Annotated in this window: 18 protein-coding genes; 7 read left to right on the top strand and 11 right to left on the bottom strand. The window is 63.3% G+C overall.

From position 1 onward, the window contains the following. The first annotated feature begins 7 nt into the window (after nucleotides 1–7). Both P3T20_RS10270 and P3T20_RS10265 read left to right on the top strand, forming a co-directional pair. On the top strand, nucleotides 8–946 hold the full coding sequence (locus P3T20_RS10270; protein WP_074263476.1) for an ABC transporter ATP-binding protein: 939 nt from the start codon (nucleotides 8–10) through the stop codon (nucleotides 944–946). After that, nucleotides 939–1,721: a metal ABC transporter permease gene (locus P3T20_RS10265; protein ID WP_074263475.1), complete on the top strand. Its 783-nt coding sequence runs from the start codon at nucleotides 939–941 to the stop codon at nucleotides 1,719–1,721. The genes P3T20_RS10270 and P3T20_RS10265 overlap by 8 nt, the downstream gene beginning before the upstream one ends. An 11-nt stretch (nucleotides 1,722–1,732) precedes the next feature. On the opposite strand, the gene fghA is transcribed toward P3T20_RS10265, so the two are convergent. Together fghA and P3T20_RS10255 are read right to left on the bottom strand one after the other, a co-directional pair. Then, nucleotides 1,733–2,596 carry an S-formylglutathione hydrolase gene (gene fghA, locus P3T20_RS10260; RefSeq protein WP_429286815.1) on the bottom strand — a complete coding sequence of 288 codons (864 nt, stop codon included), beginning with the start codon at nucleotides 2,594–2,596 and terminating at the stop codon, nucleotides 1,733–1,735. A gap of 34 nt (nucleotides 2,597–2,630) precedes the next feature. After that, nucleotides 2,631–3,737, bottom strand: a complete 1,107-nt coding sequence (locus P3T20_RS10255; protein ID WP_074263473.1) for an S-(hydroxymethyl)glutathione dehydrogenase/class III alcohol dehydrogenase — start codon at nucleotides 3,735–3,737, stop codon at nucleotides 2,631–2,633. A gap of 485 nt (nucleotides 3,738–4,222) precedes the next feature. On the opposite strand from P3T20_RS10255, the gene P3T20_RS10250 reads away from it, so the two are divergent. Next, nucleotides 4,223–5,638, top strand: coding sequence for a nucleobase:cation symporter-2 family protein (locus P3T20_RS10250; RefSeq protein WP_074263472.1), 1,416 nt, complete (start codon nucleotides 4,223–4,225; stop codon nucleotides 5,636–5,638). 234 nt (nucleotides 5,639–5,872) lie between these two features. On the opposite strand, the gene P3T20_RS10245 is transcribed toward P3T20_RS10250, so the two are convergent. From P3T20_RS10245 to P3T20_RS10235, 3 genes are read right to left on the bottom strand one after another with little or no spacing between them, the layout of a single operon-like run. After that, the gene (locus P3T20_RS10245) at nucleotides 5,873–7,396 is read right to left on the bottom strand and encodes an efflux transporter outer membrane subunit (RefSeq protein WP_074263471.1); all 1,524 of its coding nucleotides are present in this window, start codon (nucleotides 7,394–7,396) and stop codon (nucleotides 5,873–5,875) included. A 1-nt stretch (nucleotide 7,397) separates the two neighbouring features. Beyond that, nucleotides 7,398–10,607, bottom strand: a complete 3,210-nt coding sequence (locus P3T20_RS10240; protein ID WP_074263470.1) for an efflux RND transporter permease subunit — start codon at nucleotides 10,605–10,607, stop codon at nucleotides 7,398–7,400. Nucleotides 10,608–10,622: 15 nt separating this feature from the next. After that, nucleotides 10,623–11,849, bottom strand: a complete 1,227-nt coding sequence (locus tag P3T20_RS10235) for an efflux RND transporter periplasmic adaptor subunit (protein WP_074263469.1) — start codon at nucleotides 11,847–11,849, stop codon at nucleotides 10,623–10,625. A gap of 422 nt (nucleotides 11,850–12,271) precedes the next feature. Here P3T20_RS10235 and P3T20_RS10230 point away from each other — a divergent pair, with 422 nt between their 5' ends. Further along, nucleotides 12,272–12,931, top strand: coding sequence for a TetR family transcriptional regulator (locus P3T20_RS10230; RefSeq protein WP_074263468.1), 660 nt, complete (start codon nucleotides 12,272–12,274; stop codon nucleotides 12,929–12,931). A 7-nt stretch (nucleotides 12,932–12,938) separates the two neighbouring features. Here the strand turns inward: P3T20_RS10230 and P3T20_RS10225 are convergent, their stop codons facing one another. From P3T20_RS10225 to P3T20_RS10200, 6 genes are all read right to left on the bottom strand, one after another. Continuing rightward, complete coding sequence (locus P3T20_RS10225) at nucleotides 12,939–13,691, bottom strand: CoxG family protein (protein WP_074263467.1); 753 nt, start codon at nucleotides 13,689–13,691, stop codon at nucleotides 12,939–12,941. Nucleotides 13,692–13,726: 35 nt separating this feature from the next. Next, nucleotides 13,727–14,149, bottom strand: a complete 423-nt coding sequence (locus P3T20_RS10220) for a DUF427 domain-containing protein (protein ID WP_074263466.1) — start codon at nucleotides 14,147–14,149, stop codon at nucleotides 13,727–13,729. 217 nt (nucleotides 14,150–14,366) lie between these two features. Then, complete coding sequence (locus P3T20_RS10215; protein WP_074263465.1) at nucleotides 14,367–14,864, bottom strand: hypothetical protein; 498 nt, start codon at nucleotides 14,862–14,864, stop codon at nucleotides 14,367–14,369. A gap of 209 nt (nucleotides 14,865–15,073) precedes the next feature. Beyond that, entirely contained in the window at nucleotides 15,074–16,600 is a 1,527-nt protein-coding gene (locus P3T20_RS10210; protein WP_074263464.1) for a DegQ family serine endoprotease, read from the bottom strand. A 129-nt stretch (nucleotides 16,601–16,729) separates the two neighbouring features. After that, entirely contained in the window at nucleotides 16,730–18,037 is a 1,308-nt protein-coding gene (locus P3T20_RS10205; RefSeq protein WP_074263463.1) for an ATP-binding protein, read from the bottom strand. A gap of 4 nt (nucleotides 18,038–18,041) precedes the next feature. After that, nucleotides 18,042–18,704, bottom strand: a complete 663-nt coding sequence (locus P3T20_RS10200) for a response regulator (protein WP_074263462.1) — start codon at nucleotides 18,702–18,704, stop codon at nucleotides 18,042–18,044. A 324-nt stretch (nucleotides 18,705–19,028) separates the two neighbouring features. Here P3T20_RS10200 and dacB point away from each other — a divergent pair, with 324 nt between their 5' ends. The 3 genes from dacB (at nucleotide 19,029) to P3T20_RS10185 (ending at nucleotide 23,213) form a co-directional block, all read left to right on the top strand. After that, nucleotides 19,029–20,735 (top strand): D-alanyl-D-alanine carboxypeptidase/D-alanyl-D-alanine endopeptidase, encoded by a 1,707-nt coding sequence (gene dacB / locus P3T20_RS10195; RefSeq protein WP_074265937.1) that lies wholly within the window; start codon nucleotides 19,029–19,031, stop codon nucleotides 20,733–20,735. Nucleotides 20,736–20,932: 197 nt separating this feature from the next. After that, nucleotides 20,933–21,889 (top strand): sterol desaturase family protein, encoded by a 957-nt coding sequence (locus P3T20_RS10190; RefSeq protein ID WP_074263461.1) that lies wholly within the window; start codon nucleotides 20,933–20,935, stop codon nucleotides 21,887–21,889. Nucleotides 21,890–21,974: 85 nt separating this feature from the next. Then, nucleotides 21,975–23,213 (top strand): SGNH/GDSL hydrolase family protein, encoded by a 1,239-nt coding sequence (locus P3T20_RS10185; protein ID WP_074263460.1) that lies wholly within the window; start codon nucleotides 21,975–21,977, stop codon nucleotides 23,211–23,213. Nucleotides 23,214–23,321: the final 108 nt, after the last annotated feature.

Raw genomic sequence — 23,321 nt, 5'->3', positions numbered from 1 at the left:
CCATGTAATGACTCTGACTGGCCGCACACCATCCAATGCCGCGCCCGTTCTCGAACTCGAGAACGTGACGCTGGAACTGGGCGGCCGTGCCATCCTGCGCGACACCAGTCTGCAGGTGAATCAAGGTGAATTCATCGGCGTGCTCGGGCCGAACGGCGCGGGTAAAACCACACTGATGCGCGCCGTGCTCGGCCTCGTGCCGGCGGCAAGCGGCACGATCCGCGTCCTCGGTCAGCCGGTAGTGCGCGGCAACGCGTCGATCGGTTATATGCCGCAGACGCGCGCCGCGCTCGCCGGGCGCCGCGTGCGCGGCCGCGATTTTGTCGCGATGGCAGCCGATGGTCACCGCTGGGGTCTGCCGCACGCCGACGCGAAAACGCGCGCAGATGTGGAACGCGTGCTGGATCTGGTGGGCGGTCGCGCGCTGGCGGCGCGGCCTTTGTCCGAGCTGTCGGGCGGCGAGCGTCAGCGTCTGTTGCTCGCGCAGTGCCTGCTCGGCAATCCCAAACTGCTGCTGCTCGATGAGCCGCTGATCAGTCTGGACCCGCATCATCAGAAGAGCGTGGTCGAACTGGTGCGCAACGTCCAGCAGGAACTGGGCATCGCGGTGCTGTTCTCGGCGCACGAACTCAACCCGCTGCTACATGCGCTCGACCGGGTGCTGTACCTGGGCAGCGGAGTCGCAGCACTCGGCACGGTTGATGAAGTGATCACGAAGCCGGTGCTGTCGCGGCTCTACGGCTCGGCCATCGACGTGATGCGCGTGAATGGCCGCATCTTCGTGATGTCAGGCGACGTCGAAGTCGAAAAGCACGATCACGAACACGAAGACGACGCCCATGATCACGATCATGGCGGCGCGTCGGGCCACGGGCATAAGCACGGCCATGGCCACTCACACGGCCATCACCACGCCTCACGCGACGGACACACGAACGATGTTTGAATACGATTTCATGGTGAACGCATTCGCGGCGTCGGGGATCGTCGCGGTGCTGGCAGGGATTGTTGGCTATTTTCTGGTGATGCGCGGACAGACCTTTGCGGGTCACGCGCTCTCGCACGTCGGCTTCACCGGTGCGACCGGCGCGGTGCTGCTTGGCATCTCGCCAATCTGGGGGATGATCGGTTTCACCCTGGCGGCAGGTGTTGGCATGGGCGCGCTCGGCGAGAAACTCGCGGGGCGCGATGTGGCGATCGGCGTGATCCTCTCGCTCGCGCTCGGCTTCGGGCTGCTGTTTCTGCACTTCTTTACCGCTTACGCGACTCAGGTCACTGCACTGCTGTTCGGCAATGTGCTCGGCGTGAACGCGTCCACGCTGGGCGTGCTTGCGGGACTCGGCCTGCTCAGCCTGCTGGCGCTCGCGGCGATCATGCGGCCGTTGCTGTTCGCTTCGCTACAACCGGAACTGGCCGAGGCCAAGGGCGTGTCGCTGCGGCTCGTGTCGGTGCTGTTTCTGGCGATTGCCGCGCTGGCAGTAGCGGCATGTACGCAGATCGTCGGCGTGTTGCTGGTGTTCACGCTGATGGTAGGGCCGGCGGCCGCGGCGCAGAACCTCACCACGAGGCTCTCCACCGGGCTCGTGCTCGCGGCGCTGCTCGCGCTGGTGCAAGCTTGGCTTGGACTCACGCTCGCGTTCTATACGGATTGGCCGACGAGCTTCTGGATCACCGCGCTAGCCGCCTTGGTATATGGCGGGAGTTTGCTAGGCCGGCGGTGAGGGATCGCGCATCAGGCGAGCAAAACCTTCGCGTGATGCGCAATATGATCCTCGATGAACGTCGAGATGAAAAAGTACCCGTGGTCGTAACCCACGTGACGCCGCAACATCAACGGCTGTCCTGCGGCATGGCACGCCGCTTCGAACACATCGGGGTATAACTGCTCGGAAAGAAACTGGTCCGACAGACCCTGATCGATCAGAATCCCCTCCGCGAACTTGTGCGACGTGTTCGCCACCAGTTCGCTCGCGTCGTACGCCTTCCACGCTTCCCGATCCTGGCCCAGATAGCCGCCGAACGCTTTCTCGCCCCACGGAGAGATCGAGGGTGCCGCAATCGGCGCGAACGCCGACACCGAGCGGTAAATCTGTGGATTGCGTAGCGCCAGCATCAGCGCGCCGTGGCCACCCATCGAGTGACCGAAGATGCCGAGCCGCTCGCCGTCCACCGGCAGATTCGCCTGCACCGTTTCCCGCAGTTCGTCGCGCACGTAAGAGTACATCCGGAAGTGCTTCGACCAGGGTTCCTCGGTCGCATCGACATAAAACCCCGCACCCACGCCGAAGTCCCATGCCGCGCTTTCGCCCGGGATACCCGCACCGCGCGGACTGGTGTCCGGTGCGATCAGCGCAATCCCGTGCTGCGCGGCGAAGCGCTGCGCGCCTGCCTTGATCGGGAAGGTTTCCTCGGTACAGGTGAGACCCGCAAGATAGAACAGCGCCGGCACCCTCACCTCCGCGGCATCGGCTCCCTGCGTGGCTTGCGGCGGTAGATACACCGCAAAACGCATCGGCAGCCCGATTACCTTCGACTCATGCTTGTAGATACGCTGCGCGCCGCCGTAGCAGGTGTGATTGGCTAGCAGTTCGAGCATCGCGCCCTCCCTTGAGTGCAAGGTGAATCCGGCATCAGTACAGTACGACCGAGCGGATCGACTCGCCCTTCTTCATCAGGTCGAAGCCTTCGTTGATGCGATCGAGCGGCAGACGGTGCGTGATCAGATCGTCGATGTTGATCTTGCCTTCCATATACCAGTCGACGATCTTCGGCACATCAGTGCGGCCACGCGCGCCGCCGAACGCGGAGCCCTTCCATTGACGGCCCGTCACGAGCTGGAACGGACGCGTGCTGATTTCTTCACCCGCTGCTGCCACGCCGATGATGAACGACTGTCCCCAGCCCTTGTGCGTGCACTCGAGCGCCTGGCGCATCACCTTCGTGTTGCCGATGCATTCGAACGAGTAGTCGGCGCCGCCATCGGTCAGTTGAACGATATGATCGACGACGTTCTCGACTTCAGTCGGGTTGATGAAGTGCGTCATGCCGAACTTCTTTGCGAGTTCGACGCGCCCCGGGTTCAGATCGACGCCGATGATCTTGTCCGCGCCCACCATCTTCGCGCCCTGGATCACGTTCAGCCCGATCCCGCCGAGACCGAACACCACCACATTCGCACCCGCCTCGACCTTGGCCGAGTACACCACTGCGCCGACGCCAGTCGTCACACCGCAGCCGATGTAGCAGATCTTGTCGAACGGCGCGTCTTCACGGACCTTCGCCACCGCGATCTCCGGCACGACGATGTAGTTCGAGAACGTCGACGTCCCCATGTAATGGAACAACGGCTTGCCGTCCAGAGAGAAGCGCGAAGTGGCATCCGGCATGAGCCCTTTGCCCTGCGTCGATCGAATCGCCTGGCAGAGATTGGTCTTGCGCGACAGACAGAACTTGCACTGACGGCACTCCGGCGTGTAGAGCGGAATCACGTGATCGCCCTTCTTCAGGGTGCCGACGCCCGGCCCGACATCGACGATTACGCCCGCGCCTTCATGGCCGAGAATCGCTGGGAAGATGCCTTCCGGGTCCGCGCCCGACAACGTGTAGTAGTCGGTGTGGCAGATGCCGGTGGCTTTCACTTCGATCAGCACTTCGCCGGCACGCGGCCCTTCCAGATCGACTTCCTCGATCGTCAACGGTGCGCCGGCCTTCCATGCGATGGCTGCTTTCGTCTTCATGGTGAATGCTCCTGTAGTTCTTGAATCAATCTCGTGATGCGCGGCTTGAACCTTCAACACGACCGGCGCCTATGATCGCTGAAAACTGCGGCGCGCGTATTCCAGCGTTCACCACCGCCAGTTCAAGGCATGTGTCATCGACGATTGCATGTTTGAGAGAGCGGGGGCTCCGGGAAACGCCAATTGCGGGTTTACCCCGCCACTCCGGAAGCGGCGCCAAAACGGCACTATGCGTCGCCTCGAATACACCTCATGGATTCTCACACATATCGCTTTACATCAGCCCCGTGCTGCGGTCCGACCTTCGCACCGCAGCGCGGGGCTCACAGGCTGTTTGCGCGGCCCACGCATTTCGATCGGCTTTCAAATTGCCCCCACCCATATGATCGTCGCGAAGCCCGGAATAGGCCCCAGTGGTCTTGTTGTGCTTTTTCTCTCCGCATACCTTGGAGTCATCCCAAAACGAGATGGTGGAGAGAGACAAAATGCAATCGAACACGGTTCACCCGTGCGACGAGCGACTGCCCGCAGGCCAGTTGCTCACGCTCGGCATTCAGCACGTCCTCGTCATGTATGCCGGCGCAGTGGCGGTGCCGCTGATCGTCGGCAGCGCGCTCAAACTGCCGAAGGATCAGATTGCGTTCCTGATCAGCGCCGATCTCTTCTCCTGCGGCATCGCCACGCTGATCCAGACGCTCGGCCTGTGGATCTTCGGCATTCGCCTGCCCGTCATCATGGGCTGCACGTTTGCGGCCGTCGGCCCGATGGTGGCGATCGGCACCAACCCGAGTCTGGGCATTCTCGATATCTTCGGTTCGACGATCGCGGCCGGCGTGGTGGGCATATTACTGGCCCCTGCTGTCGGCAAGCTGTTGCGGTTCTTCCCGCCCGTGGTGATCGGCGTGGTGATCTCGGTGATCGGCTTGTCGCTGATGGAGGTCGGTATCAACTGGGCGGCCGGCGGTGTCGGCAATCCTGATTACGGCAATCCGGTGTATCTGGGCCTGTCGCTCGTCGTGCTCACGCTGATCCTGCTGATCAACAAGTTCGGCAAAGGCTTCGTGGCCAACATCTCCGTGTTGCTCGGCATCGTCGCAGGCTTTGTGATCGCCGCGCTGCTTGGCCGCGTCAACATGGCAGGTGTGACGGCCGCGCCGTGGGTTGGCATCGTGATGCCGTTCCACTTCGGCCTGCCGCACTTCGATCCGCTCGCCATCGCGACGATGGTCACCGTGATGTTCGTCACGTTCATCGAATCGACCGGCATGTTCCTCGCGGTCGGCGATATGGTGGACCGCCCCGTGGATCAGAAGACGCTCGTGCGTGGCCTGCGTGTGGATGGGTTGGGTACGTTGATCGGCGGCATCTTCAACTCGTTCCCGCACACATCGTTCTCGCAGAACGTGGGGCTGATCGGCGTGACGGGTGTGAAAAGCCGCTTCGTCTGCGCGACGGGCGGTGTGATCCTCGTGCTGCTTGGTCTGTTTCCGAAGATGGCTCAGGTGGTCGCATCGGTGCCGGCGTTCGTGCTCGGCGGCGCTGGCATCGTGATGTTCGGGATGGTGGCCGCGAACGGCATCAAGGTGCTGTCGAAGGTCGACTTCGTGAAGAACCACCACAACCTGTTCATCGTCGCGGTGAGTATCGGTCTTGGTCTCGTGCCAGTGGTATCACCGCAGTTTTTCTCCAGGCTGCCGCCGGCGCTTTCGCCGCTATTGCATAGCGGGATTCTGTTGGCATCGGTGTCTGCGGTCGTGCTGAATCTCGTGTTTAACGGCGTCAAAGGAGAGCGTACCGCGAGGCGCGAAATCCGCCGCGCCGGGCATGATTTCGATGGGCGTGGCGGCAATGAAGAAGCCGCTCCTGGCGATGAAATGCTGAGGGCTGCGGATCTGCACTGAGTTTGAATGAGGGAAAAGCTGGTGGGTGCGAGGTGACACTCGTGCGATGCCCGCAAGCCCGAGCGCACAGGCCGCGCGGAAAAGGTCGTGCGATAGACGCGGCAGCGCTGAAACAGAAACGCCACGGCATGCCGTGGCGTTTCTGTTTGCTACGTAAGCAGCAGGCCTCGAATAACAACCTGTGCCTGTCGCTGTAGCGGTAGCTGTAGCTAGCTGCAGCCCCGTACTCCGCGCCTAGTTCACCGCGGGCGCAGAAGCCGCCGCCGTTGCACCCGGCGCCGCGCTGTAGTCCACCGGCGCATCGGCCGGACGCGGTTGATCGCCGCTGTGTTCGATCCACCCACCACCGAGCGACTGATACAGATCGACCAGGTTCGTCAGCCGCGCGACCCGCGCCGAAATCAGTGCCTGCTGCGCCGAATACAGATCGGTCTGCGCAGTCAGCACCGACAGATAGCTGTCCACACCATTGCGATAACGCAGATCCGACAGATCCAGACGCCGCTGTTCCGCGAAGGTATCGCGTTCGAGCGCCGCAATCTGCTCGTCGTACGTGCCCCGCGCCGCGAGTCCGTCCGCCACTTCGCGGAAGGCCGTCTGGATCGCCTTTTCGTACGTCGCGACCTGGATGTTCTTCTGCACGTGAGCGAGATCGAGGTTAGCCTTGTTCTCACCGCCAGCGAAAATCGGCAAGGTGATCGTCGGTGTGAAACCCCACGCCGCCGAACCCGGCTTGAACAGCGTACCCAACGTCGGACTCAGCGTGCCGAAGTTGCCCGTCAACGAAATCTTCGGGAAGAACGCTGCGCGCGCTGCACCGATATTCGCGTTGGCGGCCAGCAGGTTCTCCTCGGCTTCCATGATGTCCGGACGCCGCGTCAACAGATCCGACGGCAAGCCAGCCGGAACATCCGTGAGGAGATTCTGGTTGTCGAGCGTCAGACCCGGCGGCAGATCGTCAGGCAACGGCTCGCCAACCAGCAGCACCAGCGCGTTGACCGCCTGGGCACGCAAGCGCGCCTCGGCCTGGTAGTTCGCGTTGGCCTGCTCGACCACCGTTTGCGCCTGGCGCAGATCGAGCTCGGAACCTGTGCCGTTGTCGAACTGCAGCTTGTTGATCCGATACGATTCCTGCGCGGTCTTCAGCGTGCCTTCGGTGACCTTCAGCAGATCGTCATACGACAGCACCGTCAGATACTGATCCGCCACCTGCGACACCAGCGAGATCTCCGCCGCCTTACGCGCCTGCGCCGTGGCGAGGTATTGATCCAACGCCTGATCCTTCAGGCTGCGAATCCGGCCGAAGAAGTCGAGTTCCCACGAGGCATTCAGTCCGACAGAATATTCGGTGCTGAGCTCCTCGCCCGGCAGCGCGAGATCCGCCGGAGTACGCGTGCGCGTCTCCGAACCCGCCGCGCTGACCGAAGGCAGAAGCCCCGCGCGCACCACCCGGTACTGCGCCTGCGATTGCTGGATATTCAGCACCGACACGCGCAGATCGCGGTTGTTCTTCAACGCAATCTCGATCAACCGTTGCAGGCGCGGATCGACGAAGAAATCGCGCCAGCCGATATCGGACGCAGCCTGGGCGTTCGCGCTACGCGCGCCGCCGTTCGCCGGGCCCGGCTGCGTCGCGTAGACGCCGTCCGTCGGAAACGTTCCCGACACCGGTTCGGCCGGCCGGTCGTACTTCGGCTCCATCGTGCAAGCTGCAGCGAGGAACGCGACCGCCACTGCTATCAAAGAGTGTTTTTGCATCTCAATGTCCTTCCTTGCCCGAGCCGCTTCCATCATGACCGTCGCCCTGCGGATCATGAGGATGGTGCTGGTTATAGTGTTCGAGCGCCGCATCCGGATCTTCCTTCTCGCCGCCGAACTTCGCACGAACCACGACGAAGAACATCGGGATCATGAAAATCGCGAGGAAGGTCGCCGTCAGCATCCCGCCGATCACGCCGGTACCAATTGCATGCTGGCTCGCAGACCCAGCACCGTTACTGATAGCCAGCGGCATCACACCGAGAATGAACGCGAGCGAGGTCATCAGGATTGGCCGCAACCGTAGACGCGCGGCTTCCAGCGCGGCCTCGACCGGCCCCATGCCTTCACCCTGCTGCAGTTCGCGGGCGAATTCCACGATCAGAATCGCGTTCTTCGCCGACAACCCCACGGTGGTCAACAGACCCACCTGGAAGAACACGTCGTTCTCGAGGCCGCGCAGCGTAGCGGCCAGCAGTGCGCCCAACACGCCGAGCGGCACCACCATGATCACCGAGAACGGGATCGACCAGCTTTCATACAGCGCCGCGAGACACAGGAACACCACGAGGATAGAGATGCCGTAGAGGATAGGCGCTTGCGAACCAGACTGGATTTCCTGGAACGACAGACCTGTCCACTCGTAACCAATACCCGCCGGCAGCTTGGCCGCAATCGCCTCGATTGCGGCGTTCGCCTGACCCGTACTCTTGCCAGGCGCAGCCGCACCCTGGATTTCCACCGCGGAAATACCGTTGTAGCGCTCGAGCTTCGGCGAACCGTAGGCCCACGTGCCGGTCGTGAACGCCGAGAACGGGACCATCGTGCCGGCGCCGTTGCGCACGTACCAGTCGTTCAGATCTTCCGGGTTCATCCGGAACGGTGCGTCGGCCTGCAGGTACACCTTCTTGATCCGGCTGTCGGTATCGAGGAAGTTGTTCACATAGGCCGATGCCCAGGCGATCGAGAACGTCTGATCGATCGTGGCGAGCGACACGCCGAGCGCGGCAGCCTTCTCATGGTCGATCGTCACGTTGAACTGCGGCGTGTCGTTCAGCCCGTTCGGACGCACCTGCGCCAACACCGGATCCTTCGCGGCCATGCCGAGCAGCATGTTGCGCGCTTCCATCAGCTTCTCGTGGCCAAGCCCTGCACGGTCTTCCAGTTCAAAGTCGAATCCCGATGCCGTACCCAGTTCCGGAATCGACGGTGGGTTGACCGGATACACCAGCGCATTCTTATAGCCCGCGAAGTGCATGAACAGGCGGCCTACGAGTGCCTGAACCTTCTCGTCAGCATGTTGGCGCTGCGAGTAGTCCTTCATCCGCACGAACACGAGACCCGCGTTCTGGCCGCGGCCGGCAAAGCTGAAACCGTTCACTGTGAAGACGGATTCCACGATGCCCTTCTCTTTGTCGAGCAGGTAGTCGGAAATGTCCTTCAGTGCATGCGCGGTGGTCTCCTGGGTCGAGCCCGACGGCGTCTGCACCAGCACGAACATCGTGCCCTGGTCTTCATCCGGCAGGAACGACTTCGGCAGACGCACGAACAGCATGCCCACCGCCACGATCACCACCAGGTAGATGATGAGCCAGCGGCCCGAGCGCTTGATCACGTGGTGCACACCACTGTGGTACTTGTCGCGGCTCTTCTCGAAGGTCCGGTTGAACCAGCCGAAGAAACCCTTCTTCTCTTCGTGATGACCCTGCGGAATCGGTTTGAGAATCGTCGCGCAGAGTGCCGGCGTCAACACCAATGCGACCAGCACGGACAGCACCATCGCCGACACGATGGTCAGCGAGAACTGCCGGTAAATGGCGCCCACCGAGCCGCCCGAGAACGCCACCGGCACGAACACCGCCGACAGCACGAGCGCCACACCGACCAGCGCACCGGTAATCTGGTCCATGGCCTTGCGGGTCGCGTCGCGTGGCGACAGGCCCTCTTCGGCCATCACCCGCTCGACGTTCTCCACCACCACGATCGCATCGTCCACCAGCAGACCGATGGCGAGCACCAGCCCGAACATGGACAGCACGTTGATCGAGAAGCCCACCGCGCTCATGATCGCGAACGTACCGAGCAGCACCACCGGCACCGCGATCGTCGGAATCAACGTCGCGCGCAGGTTTTGCAGGAACAGGTACATGACCAGGAACACCAGCACGATCCCTTCGAGCAGCGTCTTGACCACTTCTTCGATCGACAGGCGCACGAATGGTGTCGTGTCATACGGATACTTCACGACAAGACCGTGCGGGAAGTACTTCGACAACTGGTCGACCTTCGCGCGCACCGCCTTGGCCGTAGCCAGCGCGTTGGCGCCCGTGGCCAGCTGAATGCCGAAGCCGGCCGTCGGCACACCGTTGTACTTGGTGTCGAAGTTGTAGTTTTCGCCGCCCAGATCGATGCGCGCCACGTCCTTCAGCAGCACGCGCGAGCCGTCCTGATTCACCTTCAGCAGAATGTTGCCGAACTGCTCCGGCGTCTGCAGCAGTGTTGCTTCGCTGATCGTGGCCTGCAGTGCCTGACCCGGTACCGCCGGCGTGCCGCCGAGCGAGCCGCCGGCGACCTGCACGTTCTGCGCGGTCAACGCGGTCTGCACATCGACCGGCGTGAGACCGAAGTTGGTGAGCTTGTTCGCATCGAGCCAGATCCGCATGGCGTACTGCGAGCCGAACAGCGTGACCGTACCCACACCGTCGATCCGGCTGACCGGGTCTTCGATGTTCGACGCGACGTAGTTCGCCAGGTCGTACTTGTTCATGCTGCCGTCTTCGGAGTTGAAGGCCATCACGAGCAGGAAGCTGCTGCTCGACTTGGTGACCTTCGTACCGAGCTGCTGCACGGCCTGCGGAAGCAGCGGCGTAGCCAACTGCAGCTTGTTCTGCACCTGCACCTGTGCGATGTCAGGATTGGTGCCGGCAGCGAACGTCAACGTGATGGTGGCCGTACCCGAGTCATCGGAAGTGGACGAGATATACAGCAAGTGGTCGAGACCGCTCATCTGCTGCTCGATCACCTGCGTGACGGTGTTTTCCACCGTCTTCGCCGATGCGCCCGGGTACGTTGCGCTGATCTGCACGGCCGGCGGCGCGATGGTCGGGTATTGCGCGATCGGTAGCGTAAAGATCGACGCGAGGCCCGCGAGCATCAAAATGATGGCGATCACCCATGCAAAAATAGGGCGATCGATAAAAAACTTTGCCATGAAACAGGCTCCCTGTTATTGCGCGCCCGATGCTGCAGAAGCAGCCTGAGCCGTCTGGGCACCGCTGGCGGCCGGCGCAGCTGCAGCAGCCGCGTCGGAGGAAGCAGGCAGTTGCGCCGCGACAGTCTTGACGTCCATGCCAGGGCGAACCTTGTCGGTCCCCTGCACGATCACGCGGTCACCCGGATTCAGGCCGCTGTCGACCACCCAGTTCGAGCCATACGTGCGCGAGGTGACGAGCTGACGCAACGCGACCTTGTTGTCCGCACCGACGACGAGCGCGGTGGGCGTGCCCTTCTGGTCATGCGTCACGCCGATCTGCGGTACTAGAATCGCCTGATCGTTCACGCCTTCCTCGATGCGCGCGCGCACGAACATGCCCGGCAGCAGCACGCGGTCCTTGTTCTGGAACAGCGCGCGCACGGTGACGGAACCGGTGCTCTGATCGACCGTGACGTCGCTGAACTGCAGCTTGCCCTTCTCGGAGTAGGTGCGGCCGTCTTCGAGAATCAGCGTGACCTTCGCCGCATCCGGACCGCTCGTCTTCAGACGACCTTCCTGCACATCGCGACGCAGCTTGAGGCCGTCGAGACTCGATTGCGTCAGGTCGACGTACATCGGATCCAGTTCCTGGACCGTCGACATCAACGTAGCCGCGCTCGCCTGCACATACGCGCCCGGCGTCACCTGCGAAATGCCGACCTGGCCGCTCACCGGCGAGACGACGTCCGTGTAGCCGAGATTGATCTGCGCGGTATCCACAGCGGCCTTGCCCGAAGCGACGTCCGCCGCAGCCTGGCCTTCCGAAGCGACTGCGTTGTCGTAGTCCTGCTTGCTGACTGCGTTGGCCGCGACCAGCACCTTGTAGCGGCTGGCCTGCGCCGTGACGGACACGAGGTTTGCCTGAGCCTTGGCAAGCGTCGCCTTGGCGCTGTTCAGTTGCGCGATGTAAGGCGCCGGGTCGATCTTGTAAAGACGCTGACCGGCCTTCACTTCGCTGCCTTCGGTGAACTCACGGCGCAGCACGATGCCGTCCACCCGCGCGCGCACTTGCGCCACGAGGAAAGCATTGGTGCGGCCCGGCAATTCGGTGACGACCGGCACGGCCGACGGCTGGACGGTGACGATGCCGACTTCGGGTGTTTGTTGTGGCGGGGCCGATTGTTTTGGTCCGCACGCTGCCAGCAATACGGCAGCCGTCGCGGCACTGATTAAGCGAAATGGAACCCGTTCGACGCGCATGGAGCGACCTCTGTCAAGGCTGAGAGAATGAAAAGTGCGCGCATCCCTACCCCGGGGACGACAGCGCACGCATGCGTCTTACGACGCGTAACCGGAAGCCCAGTGGCGCGGACCCGCTCTGCACCCCGGGCGATATGCGCCAAACCGGGAAATGCCGCACGCCGTCGACCCTTTTGGGACGGCGCATAAGCTTTCTGAAAGGCAACAGTGACGGATATTAACCGGTCGTCACGGCTTGGGCTATCCGATCGATGGGGTGCTATTATATATACATTCGCGAATGCATGTAAAAGTGTCTTTCGCTATCCTTTCAGGCAGTCCAAGGCAATACCTGCTCGCTAAAGACGAAACGCGCGGGCGGATTGTGACGGGCCACGTTTAAAAGTGTCCGGGTAATCCCACCAATACGCAGGTCAGACGAAATGGTCAGAAGGACCAAGGAAGAGGCGTTGGAGACGCGCGCCGGCATTCTCGATGCCGCCGAGAAAGTCTTTTTCGAGAAAGGCGTGTCGCGCACGTCGCTGGCTGACATCGCCCAGGCCGCGGGCGTCACCCGCGGGGCGATCTACTGGCACTTCGCCAACAAAGGTGACCTCTTCACCGAGATGTTCGACCGCGTGCTGCTGCCGCTCGACGAACTGAAGGCCGCGTCGATCAACCCGGAAGAGGCCGATCCGCTCGGACGGCTAATCGAAATCTGCACGCTGTGTCTGCGCGACACCGCGGCCGATCCGCGGCGGCGCCGCGTATTCGACATCCTGTTTCTGAAATGCGAGTTCGTAGAAGATATGGGCCCGGTGATGGTCCGTTATCAGACCAACATGCGTGAGGGGCTCGGCAAGATCGAGATCGGCCTGCGCAACGCAATCTCCAAAGGCCAGATGCCGCCCGATCTCGACACGAAACTGGCAGCCACGATGCTGCATGCGTTCGTTGGCGGTTCGCTGAGGGACATGCTGATTCTGCCCGACTCCACCGATTTCGCCGAGCACGCGCAGCAGATGGTGGAAGCCATGTTCGACGCGCTGCGGCTCAGTCCGGCGTTACGCACCGGCGCGAATGGCGAGGCGAAGAAAGCCTGAGGTCCGCTCAGCTCTGGGTACTGAACCAGTGCGCGGCATAAAGCAGCAATGCGACAACGAAGATCATCGCGGCCCACGCCCAGTTCGGCATGGCATGCGGCGTCGGCTCGCGATGCGACACGCTATGCGAGCGTGCCCCGAACAGCGTGCTGGTGGCACGCCCGGAGAGCGAGCCTCCGTGATCGTGCGGCCTGACCCGGCGCGCTACGCTGCCAAGATTGATCGGCCGCAGGAACACATGCTGCCGCCGGCTGTGGGTGCCGCGCGCGCGGTTTGGACCTTGCCCATGCTTGGCCTGCACGACCGCGCAGAACTCCGTGAAGAAATCGTCGGCTAGCTCGTGCAGCGCATTCTCGATCTGGCGCGTCGGCAATTCGGCGAGGGGCCCCGTCAAGGTGGCCCACACCGAATAATCGATCCGCGTGCTCGGCGCCTTGTTCGACCCTGAATCGTCCGCGCGCAGCGTCACATCGATCTGTCCACGCAGCGATCCGACACCTTCGGCGCGCGCCTTGAAGTTGAGCGCACGATGCGGCTCGTCGAGCTGTACCGGATTCTTGTTGGCGACATGGGCGCGCACTTCGTAGCGGGCGCGCAACGGTCCGAGCGGCACCGTCAGCGTCAACGCATACTCGCCGCCCGCAAGGCGGCTGAACGACTCGCAGTTGTCGAGACTCGCGCGCAACAACGCGATGTCTTGCAGCGCGTCCCAGACATCGGCCGGTGCAAGCGCAATCCGTAACGCGTTGTTCAGCTCCATGACCCACTCCCCCGAGAAACGCGCCGTCTACACAATCAGGATGTCTGATAGATGCGGTCGACACGCGAAGCATAAAACGCCAGATAGCCCTTGATCTGCTGGACCCCGTCGAGCGGGTTTTCGTAACACCAGGCGGCATTCTCAACCAGGCCGTCTTCGGTGCGCAGATGGAAATAAGACGCCTCGCCCTTGAACGGGCAACGCGACGTATGGTTCGAGCTTTCGAGCCGCGCCATATTGACATCGCCGCGCGGAAAATAAAATACCTCGGGCAGGCCGCTCTCCGTAAGCGTGAGCGCGCCCTGCGTGTCGGCCATCGTGACGCCCTGATGGATCACCCGCACCCGGTGATGGTTGACGCTAATCTCGATGCGATGAGCGCCGGCAGCCGCACCGGAACCCGAAGCGCCGTGGGCGGTCCCTGGGGGACTCCCTGCGGGCGGCGTGGGATCGCTCATGTCAGGACTCCGTATGCGATAAAACGGCGGTTCAGGCAGCGGTCAAAAAGCGATCAGGCAGCCATCCACACGAAGCGTCCCAGGAATGGCTCGGACTTGAACGCCCGGCGGCGGCTTTCAGAATGAAAAAAAGCCACGGGGAGCACCCGTGGCTTCATTATCGGCCAATCTTCGGCCAATTGCGCAACCTTCGCGCGGCCGGCGAATTCGGCCCGTGTTACTGCGTATTCCAGTAGAAAGCCGACTTGGTGCCGCCTTGGGCGGGCACCGTCACTGCCTTTTGCTGATCGTCGCTCTTGTAGCGCGCGTGCACCGTATAACGGCCCGGACGCAACCTCACGAGCATATAAGGACCGCGCGAATCGGCCTGCAGCACATCCGCGCCGTGTGCGTCGACGATCTGCACGTGCACGTCGGCGAGGAAGTCGGAGCCCGGGCCGGTAAAGCGCAGCGCCAGCGGCCAGTGGCTTTCGGCACCCTGGAGCGCCTTCGACTCGTCGCTGCCGACGCCGCCCGATACGTAGGCCACGCCGCCCTGATGCTGGATCTGCGGCATGCCGCCGCCGTTGACGTTGCCAGCGCTATCGCTGTCGCTGGTGGTGCCGCCGGTCGTGTCGTTCGACTGCTGCGCCCAGGCGCCACCCGCGAGACCTAGCGTCAGCGCCGCGGTTAGCGCCGCCGCCACGAGACGTCGCTGATTGCCTTGAAATTTCATTGCATCGCTCCTTGTTAGAGTCCTGGTGGGTCTACCCCCGACAGACAACTGCAACTGCCGTGCCCGCCTGAGTCCCAGACCACCTTTCCCAACAACATCCAAACTGCTGGCCCGCGTTGAGACTACCGTCGCGGCAAAAGGCGGGCGCGCTGCCCGTACAAGGCGCCGGTCCGTGGGCAGTTTATGCAAACGGACCGGCAAGTTTTACGTCAACCGAGGTCCACCGGCACAAAAATCTGCGCGTTGTCGCGCTGGATCAGGAGGGCGATGCTGTTGCCCGCCTGCGAGATCATCTGCTTCAACTGGTCGACGCTCGTCACCGGACGGCCGTTCACCGCCAGAATCACGTCGCCCGGCTGGATCCCGGCGTTCTCGGCCGCGCCACCCGACTGCTGCACCAGCAAGCCGTGCGACACCGAAGCGTTGCTCTTTTCGTCGGGCGTAAGCGGCCGCACCGCGACCCCGAGACGCCCCTGAACCTGCTCAGGCGCATTGTCGTTCTTCGCGACCTTGGTATCCGACATCGAACCGAGCGTCACCTTGATGTCCTTGCTCGTCTTGTCGCGCCACACGGTGATGGTCGCCGAACTGCCAGGTGCGAGGCTTGCCACCTGCGAGGGCAAATCGGTCGAATCGGCCACCGGCGAACCGTTCACCGCCGTGATCACGTCGCCGGGTTGCAAGCCGGCTTTGGCGGCCGGGCCGCCCGGGTCCACCGAACTCACGAGCGCGCCGTTCGGCTTGGTCAAGCCGAACGAGTTGGCCAGCGTCTGGTTCATGCCTTGCACGGCAACACCGAGGCGCCCACGGCTTACGTGACCCGTCTTGACGAGATCGTCCTTGACCTTGATCGCTTCGTTGATCGGAATCGCGAATGACAGTCCCTGGAAGCCGCCCGTCTGGGAGTAGATCATCGAATTGATACCGATGACCTCGCCTTGCAGGTTGAACAGCGGGCCACCCGAGTTGCCGGGGTTCACCGGCACGTCGGTCTGGATGAACGGAGTGTAGTTTTCGTTAGGCAGCGAGCGCGACTTCGCGCTGATGATGCCCGAGGTCACCGTGTTGTCGAAACCATAGGGCGAGCCGATTGCCACCACCCACTGGCCGACCTTGCTCTGGCTCGGGTCGCCGATCTTCACGATCGGCAGATTGCTCGCATCGATCTTCAGCACGGCCACGTCGGATTGCTTGTCGGCACCCACCACCTTGGCGCGGAACTCGCGCTTGTCGGTCAGCTTCACGGTCACGACGTTCGCGCCATCGACCACGTGCGCATTGGTCAGGATGTAGCCGTCGCTGCTGACGATAAAGCCTGAACCGAGACTCGCACTCGGCTGGTCGCCTTGATCGCCGCCGCCGTCTCCGCCCTGCATGCCAGGCATGCCGCCAAAGAAGCGCTTGTAGAACTGGTAGAACGGATCGCTCGGATCGATCGGCAGTTGCTGGGCGTTGCCGCCGTTTTCGCCATTGTCGCCGCCGCTGCGCAGCGCGGTCTGCTTGACGACGTGCTTCGCGCTGATGTTGACGACAGCGGGACCATAGGTCTCGACGAGGCCGGAGAAATCGGGGATGCCGGTTTTTGCCGCAGCTTCGGCAGGCATCATCGCGGCAGCCTGCGCCGGCGCGATGACCTGCGGCGCGGGCAGATCGCGGTGGCCAGCCACATAACCGGCGGACAGCGCGACGACAACGGCCACGGCAACAGCACTGCGGGACAGGGTTTTCGCATTCATCGTGAGCTCCTGACAGGGAGGAAGGCTTTGGGGATGGGATGAAGCGTACGTGCTATCGCTTAAAAGAGTCTTAAGCAGGGGAACTTCGGCAAAACAGCCAGCTTTCCACTACGCGACGCACTTTGCCCGTCAGAACCGCACGCTCACTTCGAGGCCACCGGCCGGTGCTTCGCCCAGTGTCACGCTCGCGTCATGCTGAAGCGCGATGCGCCGCACGATCGCCAGCCCCAGCCCGCTGCCGGAGACATCCGTGCGGGCGCGATCGGCGCTCGCCCCGGCACGATAGAAGCGGTCGAACACACGCTCGCGCTCGGCGGGCGGAATGCCCGGTCCGCTGTCGCCAATGCGCACGACCGGATGCCCCGCCTCGACGGTCAGGCTCACATCCACCCGGCCGCCGCGCGGTGTGTATTTGGTTGCGTTGTCCACCAGGTTATTGAACATCACCCGCAGCGCGTCCGCATTGCCAGTCACGCTGGCAGCCTCGCTCGACTCGATGCCGAGATCGACACCACGTTGCTGCGCGAGCGGCGCGTAGGCCATCACGCAGTCTTCGAGCAACGCGTGCAGATCGATCACCTGGGTCTGGGCCTGCGTGTGCCCGTCCGGCTCCGAACGCGCCAACGCCAGCAACTGTTCGGCGAGACGCGTCGCTCGCGTGACGCCTGCCTGCAGATCGGCGAGCGCTTCACTGCGCGTGGCGTCGTCGGTCGCACGCGCAACGAGTTGTGTCTGGATCTGCACCGCGGCGAGCGGTGTGCGCAGTTCGTGCGCGGCATCGGCAACGAACGCCTTCTGTGTGTCGAGCGCTGTGGCGAGACGCTGCAGCAGGCCGTTGAGCGCGCGCACCAGCGGCTGCACTTCGAGCGGCAAACGGCTGTCGGGCAGGGGATCGAGCGCTTCCGGATGACGTGTATCGAGCGCCCCGGTTACCCGGCGCAGCGGCCTGAGTCCGCGCCCGACCACCATCCACACCGCCAACCCCAGCAACGGCAGCAGTACGATCAACGGCCATAGCGTGCGTAACGCCACGTTCGCAGCAAGGCGGTTGCGCACCGACACCGGCTGGGCCAGTTGCACGACGTTATCGCCGACGATCGCGCCGTACACACGCCAGTCGCCGCGGTCGGTGCGCTCGGTTGAAAAGCCGAGTTCGGCGCGCGGCGCGAGCGGCGCGCGCGGCCGCGAGTAGTACATCAACGCCCCGTTGCGATTCCAGATCTGCAGCACGATGCCTTCGTCGCCGGTATCGCGCGAGCCGAGCACCTGCGAGAAGGGCTCGGACGGCAGCGCTTCGGCAATCTCCTGCAACTGGTAATCGAACAGTTCGTTGGCTTCGGCGAGCGCCTGACGGTAGATCAGCCAGCCGGCGATGCCGACGCCGAGCAACACGATGGCAAGCAGCCAGAACAGCAATTGACGACGAATGGAACGCATCGGCTCAAGCGTCCTTCGCGATCATGTAGCCGAGGCCTCGCACGTTGCGGATCAGGTCGGCGCCAAGCTTCTTGCGCAGCGCGTGGATGTACACCTCGACGGTATTGCTGCCGATTTCCTCACCCCACCCATACATTTTTTCTTCGAGCTGGCTCTTCGAGAGCACCGCGCCGGGCCGTGCAATCAGCGCCTCGAGCAGCGCAAATTCGCGCGCGGACAGCGCAACCGGCGTGCCGGCCAGCGTCACCTGGTGCGAAGCGGGATCGAGCGTGAGCGTGCCGTGGCGAATGGTCGAATCGCTGCGGCCCGACTGACGCCGAATCAGCGCGCGCATGCGGGCGCCGAGTTCGTCGAGATCGAAAGGTTTGACGAGGTAATCGTCGGCACCCGCGTCGAGTCCTTTGACGCGATCGGCCACGGCGTCACGCGCCGTCACGATCAGCACCGGCAGCGTATGACCGCGTGCGCGCAGAGCACGCAGCACGTCGAGGCCGTCGCGCTTGGGCAGTCCGAGATCGAGCAGCACCAGATCGTAAGGTTCACCGCCGGCCGCGCTGAGCGCCGCCTCGCCGTCTTCCACCCAGTCGACAGCAAAGCCTTCGCCACGTAACGCTTTGCGCACGCCCTCGGCAATCATCCGGTCGTCTTCGACTAGCAATATGCGCATGACTCTACGATTCCGAAACACTCATGATGCCGCATTCTAGCGCCCGGCCCGGCCTCGTGCGCCTCGCCCCCGCGGATTGCTGCAGGTATGGCGCAATTTCACCTCACCAGCGCGGCATGTCTCTACAATGAGCGCTTTTGCGCAGCGCGCCATCGGGCCCTGAAAACAAGGGGCCACATGGCGACTCGCACAAGGGAAAACAAACGCGCGCATGACGATGAAGTTTTGCTGCGCGCGGCCGTTACACCCCTTGTATGCCCTACATGAGTACAGCGCGCCGAGCGCCGTGCTTCAGCACGTGACTCTTTGGTTTTTCGCCCGTTCATGACGCACGCCTTCCTGTCTTTTCTCGTCCGCCGCCTCGCGCCATGCGCTGCTTCGTCGGTCTCATTCGTTACTGCTGCACCGTCCACATGCTCTGACGCGATCCCGCACGGTACCGTTACCGCGCAAGGTGTCGCCCCAGGGCTGGCAGCGCGGCACAACCCGGCGCGGCGTGTGCCAATGGGCGCCGTCGCCCTGCTGATGGCGTGTGCGGCGCTCGCCTGCGCCGCGCCGGCGCAAGCCCGCATCAAGGCCAAGCACCCTACTGTCAGCGTCAGTACGGTGCTGCCGCCCGTCGTCATGACTGACCTCGCACGCGCCCACGTGCCGTTGTCCAATATCAGCGTGGTGGTCGAGAAAGTCGGCGATCGCACGCCCATCGTCGCGCTCAACGCGGGCAAGCCGATGATGCCCGCCTCGACGATGAAGCTCGTCACGACCTACTCCGGCCTGTCGATCCTGGGTCCCGATTACCGCTGGCGCACCAGCGCCTACGCAGACGGCACGCTCGACACCAACGGCATCTTGCACGGCAATCTCTACATCCAGGGCACAGGCGACCCGAAGCTCGTGCCGGAAGAACTGATCGACCTCGTGCAGAAAATCCGCAAGGCCGGCATCAACGGGATCGACGGCGCGCTGGTGCTCGACAAGCGTTTTTTCGACGCTTCGACGCGCGACCTGCCACCGTTCGACGACGATGTCACGGCTCCGTACAACGTCGGCCCCGATCCTCTGCTGTACGCTTTCAAGTCGCTGTCGTTCACGCTGACGCCGTCGCCTGACGGCAGCGTGGCCATCGACGTCATACCCGCGCTCGCGCAACTGCAGATCGACAACCAGTTGCACGCCACCGGCGGCCCGTGCCGCGGCGAACTGCCCACGCCCGAGGTGACGCCGCAGCCGAACGGCACGGTGAGCGCATCGTTCATCGGCGAATACCCCGTGCGCTGCGGCCCACGCACACTGAACGTGGCGATGCTCGACCACTCGGCGTTCTTCGCCGGCGGTTTCCTCGCGCTATGGGAACAGAACGGCGGCACCTTCACCGGCGCGACGCGCGAAGGCCCTGTACCGGTCGAAGCACGCCTGATCGCCACTCACGAGGGGCCGATGCTGTCGGACATCGTTCACGACATCAACAAGTTCAGCAACAACACGATGGCGCGCAATCTGTTCCTGACGATCGGCGCGGTCACCAGCAAACCGCCGGCGACGCCGGAAAAATCCGCACGTGCAATCGAAGCGTTCCTGCAGAAAAACGGCCTCGACATGGAGTACCTCTCGCTCGACAACGGCTCGGGCCTGTCGCGCGACGAGCACATCACGGCGCTCTCGCTGGCGGATCTGTTGCAGGCGGCCAACGCGAGCCCGGTCGCCCAGGTGTTCGTCGATTCGCTGCCGGTGGCCGGCGTCGACGGCACGATGCGCAACCGCCTCACCTCGCAACCGGTCGGCGGCAACGCGCACATCAAGACCGGCACGTTGCGCGACGTGCGCGCCATTGCAGGCTACGTGGCCTCCGCCGACGGCGTCAGTTATATCGTCGTCAGCATCATCAACGACCCACACTCGGAAGCTGCGCGGGCCGCGCACGATGCGCTGCTCGAATGGGTGTACCAGGGACCGTCGCAACCGATGCAGGAAGTCGCGGAAGAACCGCGCAGCAAGCCCAGGAAAAACCCGCACAAGGGCAACCAGCATTGAGGATTCCTTCTAGCGAAGCCATGCGCGGCAGGCCCCAGAGCGTGTACGCTTGCGGGCAGTGTTTGAAGCGCGCGTGACATCCATGGAGAGGCGCGCGCCAACCGCGCGCCACCCAGGGCGGCGTTGCGGAATCAGACGATAACGACAACGCCTGCTGCGGCATTCGCAGCGGCCAGGGACCCAGGAGGAAGACGCCCATGCAATTCGATGCCGAATTGCTGCTGCTCGCCATGGCGCCCGTCTTCCTTGCATGCATCGGCTGGGAGGCGTGGCACCTGCATCGCACGCGCCCCGCAGCACGCCTCTATAGCTGGCGCGACACGCTTTGCAACGCCGCACTGGCGTTGCTGCAGCAGGCCGCCGACAAGCTCGCGTGGCTCGCGATCATCCCCATTTATGCGTATTGCTTCGACCACTTTCGCGTCTACACATGGCGCGCGGGATGGCTATCGTTCGTCGTCCTGTTCGTTGCACAGGACCTGCTCTACTACGTGTTTCACCGCTGCAGCCACCGGGTGCGCTGGCTGTGGGCCGCACATGTCGTGCATCACTCGTCGGAGCGAATGAATTTTTCCACTGCCTTCCGCCAGAGCCTGATGTACCCCATCGCCGGCATGTGGGTGTTCTGGATTCCGCTCGCAGTACTGGGCTTTCCGCCGAAGCAGATCGTCGCCATCGTCCTGATCAATCTCGGCTTTCAGTTTTTCGTGCACACCCAGGCGATCGGCAAACTCGGCTGGCTCGAATACGTGTTGAACACGCCGTCGATTCATCGCGTACACCACGCGCGCAACGAGCGCTACATCGATCGCAATTACGCCGGCGTGCTCGTCATCTGGGACCGGCTGTTCGGCAGCTATGTGGAAGAAGATGCCCACGATGCACCGGTCTACGGCATCGTCGAGCCGCTTCACACCTATAACCCGCTAAAGGCGACGTTCCACGAATGGGCGTCGATGGGTGCCGATTTCCTGCAGGTGCAGGGCTGGCGCAACAAGCTGAGCGCGCTGTTCGCGCCGCCCGCGTGGGCCGCGGCTTATCACGCGTTGCGCGACTCGCAGACCGCTGGGCGCCATCCGGACGAATGCGTCAATACATCGGCAAACAACCCGGCGGCGTTTCAAACGCCACGCAGACCGGGAAAGATTCTGTAAGCTGTCGCCACGCCGCCGACGCGGTGGGCGCCGCCTGCATCACATGGCAAAAAAGGCCACACACATACGAGGAGATGAAATCAACATGAAACAACAGGGAACCAAACATCGCGGTCTGTTGCGCCTGTCGCAAGTCGCGATCGCCAGCGCAGCCTTCGTCATGCTGGCAGCCTGCGGCGGCGGCAGTAGCAGCAGCCCGAGCAGCGGCACGCCGGCAGGCGGCGTCAAATTGCAGGTCGTGTCGTTCGGCGACAGCCTGTCGGACGTGGGCACGTACGCGCCGGTCATCGCAGCAGACTTTGGCGGCGGCCGCTTCACGACCAATCCGGGTCAGGTGTGGACGCAACTGATCGCCCAATACTATGGCGGCACGCTGACCGCGGCTTACCTGGGCGGCTTCGGCCAGCCGCTGGTGGCAGCCGGCGGCTATGGCTATGCGCAGGGCGGTTCGGACGTCGTCATCGCCGAAGGCGAAGGCTGGGCGCCGGACAACCTGGCCGCGACGACCGTGCCGGTCACGACTCAGGTGTCGCAATACCTGAGCGCACATACGAGCTTCAATTCGAACCAGCTCGTGCTGGTGGACGGCGGCGCGAACGACATCTTCCAGTTCGCGACCACGGCCAATCTGACGGCGCTCGGCACCGCGCTGCAGACGCAGTACCCAGCTGCCGTCGCGGCCGGCCTGCTGCCGAACACGCAGGCGGGTCAGGTGGAGTTCATCGCCAGCTACCTGCAGACGAACAGCACCCAGGTCGCAGCGGCCGCCGTCGCGCTCGCGACGCAGATCCAGACCATCATCGCTAACGGCGCGACACACGTCGTGCTGATGACCGTGCCCGACATCGGCCAGACGCCTCTCGGCGTCGCAGCGAACGCTCAGGCAGCGGGCTCGGCCGCGTTGCTGACCGGCATCAGCGCCGCCTTTAACGGCATCGTCGAGCAGGCGCTCGCGACGCAGATAGCAGCGCACACGGTCATCGTCGCCGATGCGTTCACGTGGCTCGATACCGTCCTGCTGCCGAACGCCCAGTCGCTGGGCTTCACCACGACCAATACCGGCACGGCGTGTAACCTGACGGCGATGGCGGCCAACGCCACCAAGTACGCCACGGCGAATCCGGCTGTCCTGAACGGTCTGACTCCGGCCGAGTATGGCTCGCAGTTCGCCTCGTCGCTGTTCTGCTCGCCGGCGACCTACACGGTAGCGGGGGCCGACCAGACTTATGTCTTCGCCGATACGGTCCACCCGAGCACGCACTCGCACGCACTGTTCGCGCAGTTCGTCGAGCAGCAGATTGCGGCAACGGGATTGGGTAAGTAAGGCGGGACGGACGGTAACGGTGGATCGAAAGTGATCTGATCTGCCGTTTTACCTTTTTGATGGTGGCGGGCCCGGCTGGGTTAAGCCGGGCTTTTTTTATTGTTTGAG

Origin of the sequence: Paraburkholderia sp. GAS206C, assembly GCF_050435645.1 — a bacterium.
GTDB classification, from domain to species: domain Bacteria; phylum Pseudomonadota; class Gammaproteobacteria; order Burkholderiales; family Burkholderiaceae; genus Paraburkholderia; species Paraburkholderia phenazinium_B.
This window is presented reverse-complemented; position numbering and strand designations above follow the sequence as displayed.

Coding starts and splice junctions, on each gene's coding strand:
- P3T20_RS10205 (WP_074263463.1), bottom strand. CDS start 18,037: ATGCGTTCCATTCGTCGTCAATTGCTGTTCTGGCTGCTTGCCATCGTG.
- P3T20_RS10210 (WP_074263464.1), bottom strand. CDS start 16,600: ATGAATGCGAAAACCCTGTCCCGCAGTGCTGTTGCCGTGGCCGTTGTC.
- P3T20_RS10215 (WP_074263465.1), bottom strand. CDS start 14,864: ATGAAATTTCAAGGCAATCAGCGACGTCTCGTGGCGGCGGCGCTAACC.
- P3T20_RS10250 (WP_074263472.1), top strand. CDS start 4,223: ATGCAATCGAACACGGTTCACCCGTGCGACGAGCGACTGCCCGCAGGC.
- P3T20_RS10200 (WP_074263462.1), bottom strand. CDS start 18,704: ATGCGCATATTGCTAGTCGAAGACGACCGGATGATTGCCGAGGGCGTG.
- fghA (WP_429286815.1), bottom strand. CDS start 2,596: ATGCTCGAACTGCTAGCCAATCACACCTGCTACGGCGGCGCGCAGCGT.
- P3T20_RS10270 (WP_074263476.1), top strand. CDS start 8: ATGACTCTGACTGGCCGCACACCATCCAATGCCGCGCCCGTTCTCGAA.
- P3T20_RS10265 (WP_074263475.1), top strand. CDS start 939: ATGTTTGAATACGATTTCATGGTGAACGCATTCGCGGCGTCGGGGATC.
- P3T20_RS10190 (WP_074263461.1), top strand. CDS start 20,933: ATGCAATTCGATGCCGAATTGCTGCTGCTCGCCATGGCGCCCGTCTTC.
- P3T20_RS10245 (WP_074263471.1), bottom strand. CDS start 7,396: ATGCAAAAACACTCTTTGATAGCAGTGGCGGTCGCGTTCCTCGCTGCA.
- P3T20_RS10235 (WP_074263469.1), bottom strand. CDS start 11,849: ATGCGCGTCGAACGGGTTCCATTTCGCTTAATCAGTGCCGCGACGGCT.
- P3T20_RS10185 (WP_074263460.1), top strand. CDS start 21,975: ATGAAACAACAGGGAACCAAACATCGCGGTCTGTTGCGCCTGTCGCAA.
- P3T20_RS10225 (WP_074263467.1), bottom strand. CDS start 13,691: ATGGAGCTGAACAACGCGTTACGGATTGCGCTTGCACCGGCCGATGTC.
- P3T20_RS10240 (WP_074263470.1), bottom strand. CDS start 10,607: ATGGCAAAGTTTTTTATCGATCGCCCTATTTTTGCATGGGTGATCGCC.
- P3T20_RS10220 (WP_074263466.1), bottom strand. CDS start 14,149: ATGAGCGATCCCACGCCGCCCGCAGGGAGTCCCCCAGGGACCGCCCAC.
- P3T20_RS10230 (WP_074263468.1), top strand. CDS start 12,272: ATGGTCAGAAGGACCAAGGAAGAGGCGTTGGAGACGCGCGCCGGCATT.
- dacB (WP_074265937.1), top strand. CDS start 19,029: ATGACGCACGCCTTCCTGTCTTTTCTCGTCCGCCGCCTCGCGCCATGC.
- P3T20_RS10255 (WP_074263473.1), bottom strand. CDS start 3,737: ATGAAGACGAAAGCAGCCATCGCATGGAAGGCCGGCGCACCGTTGACG.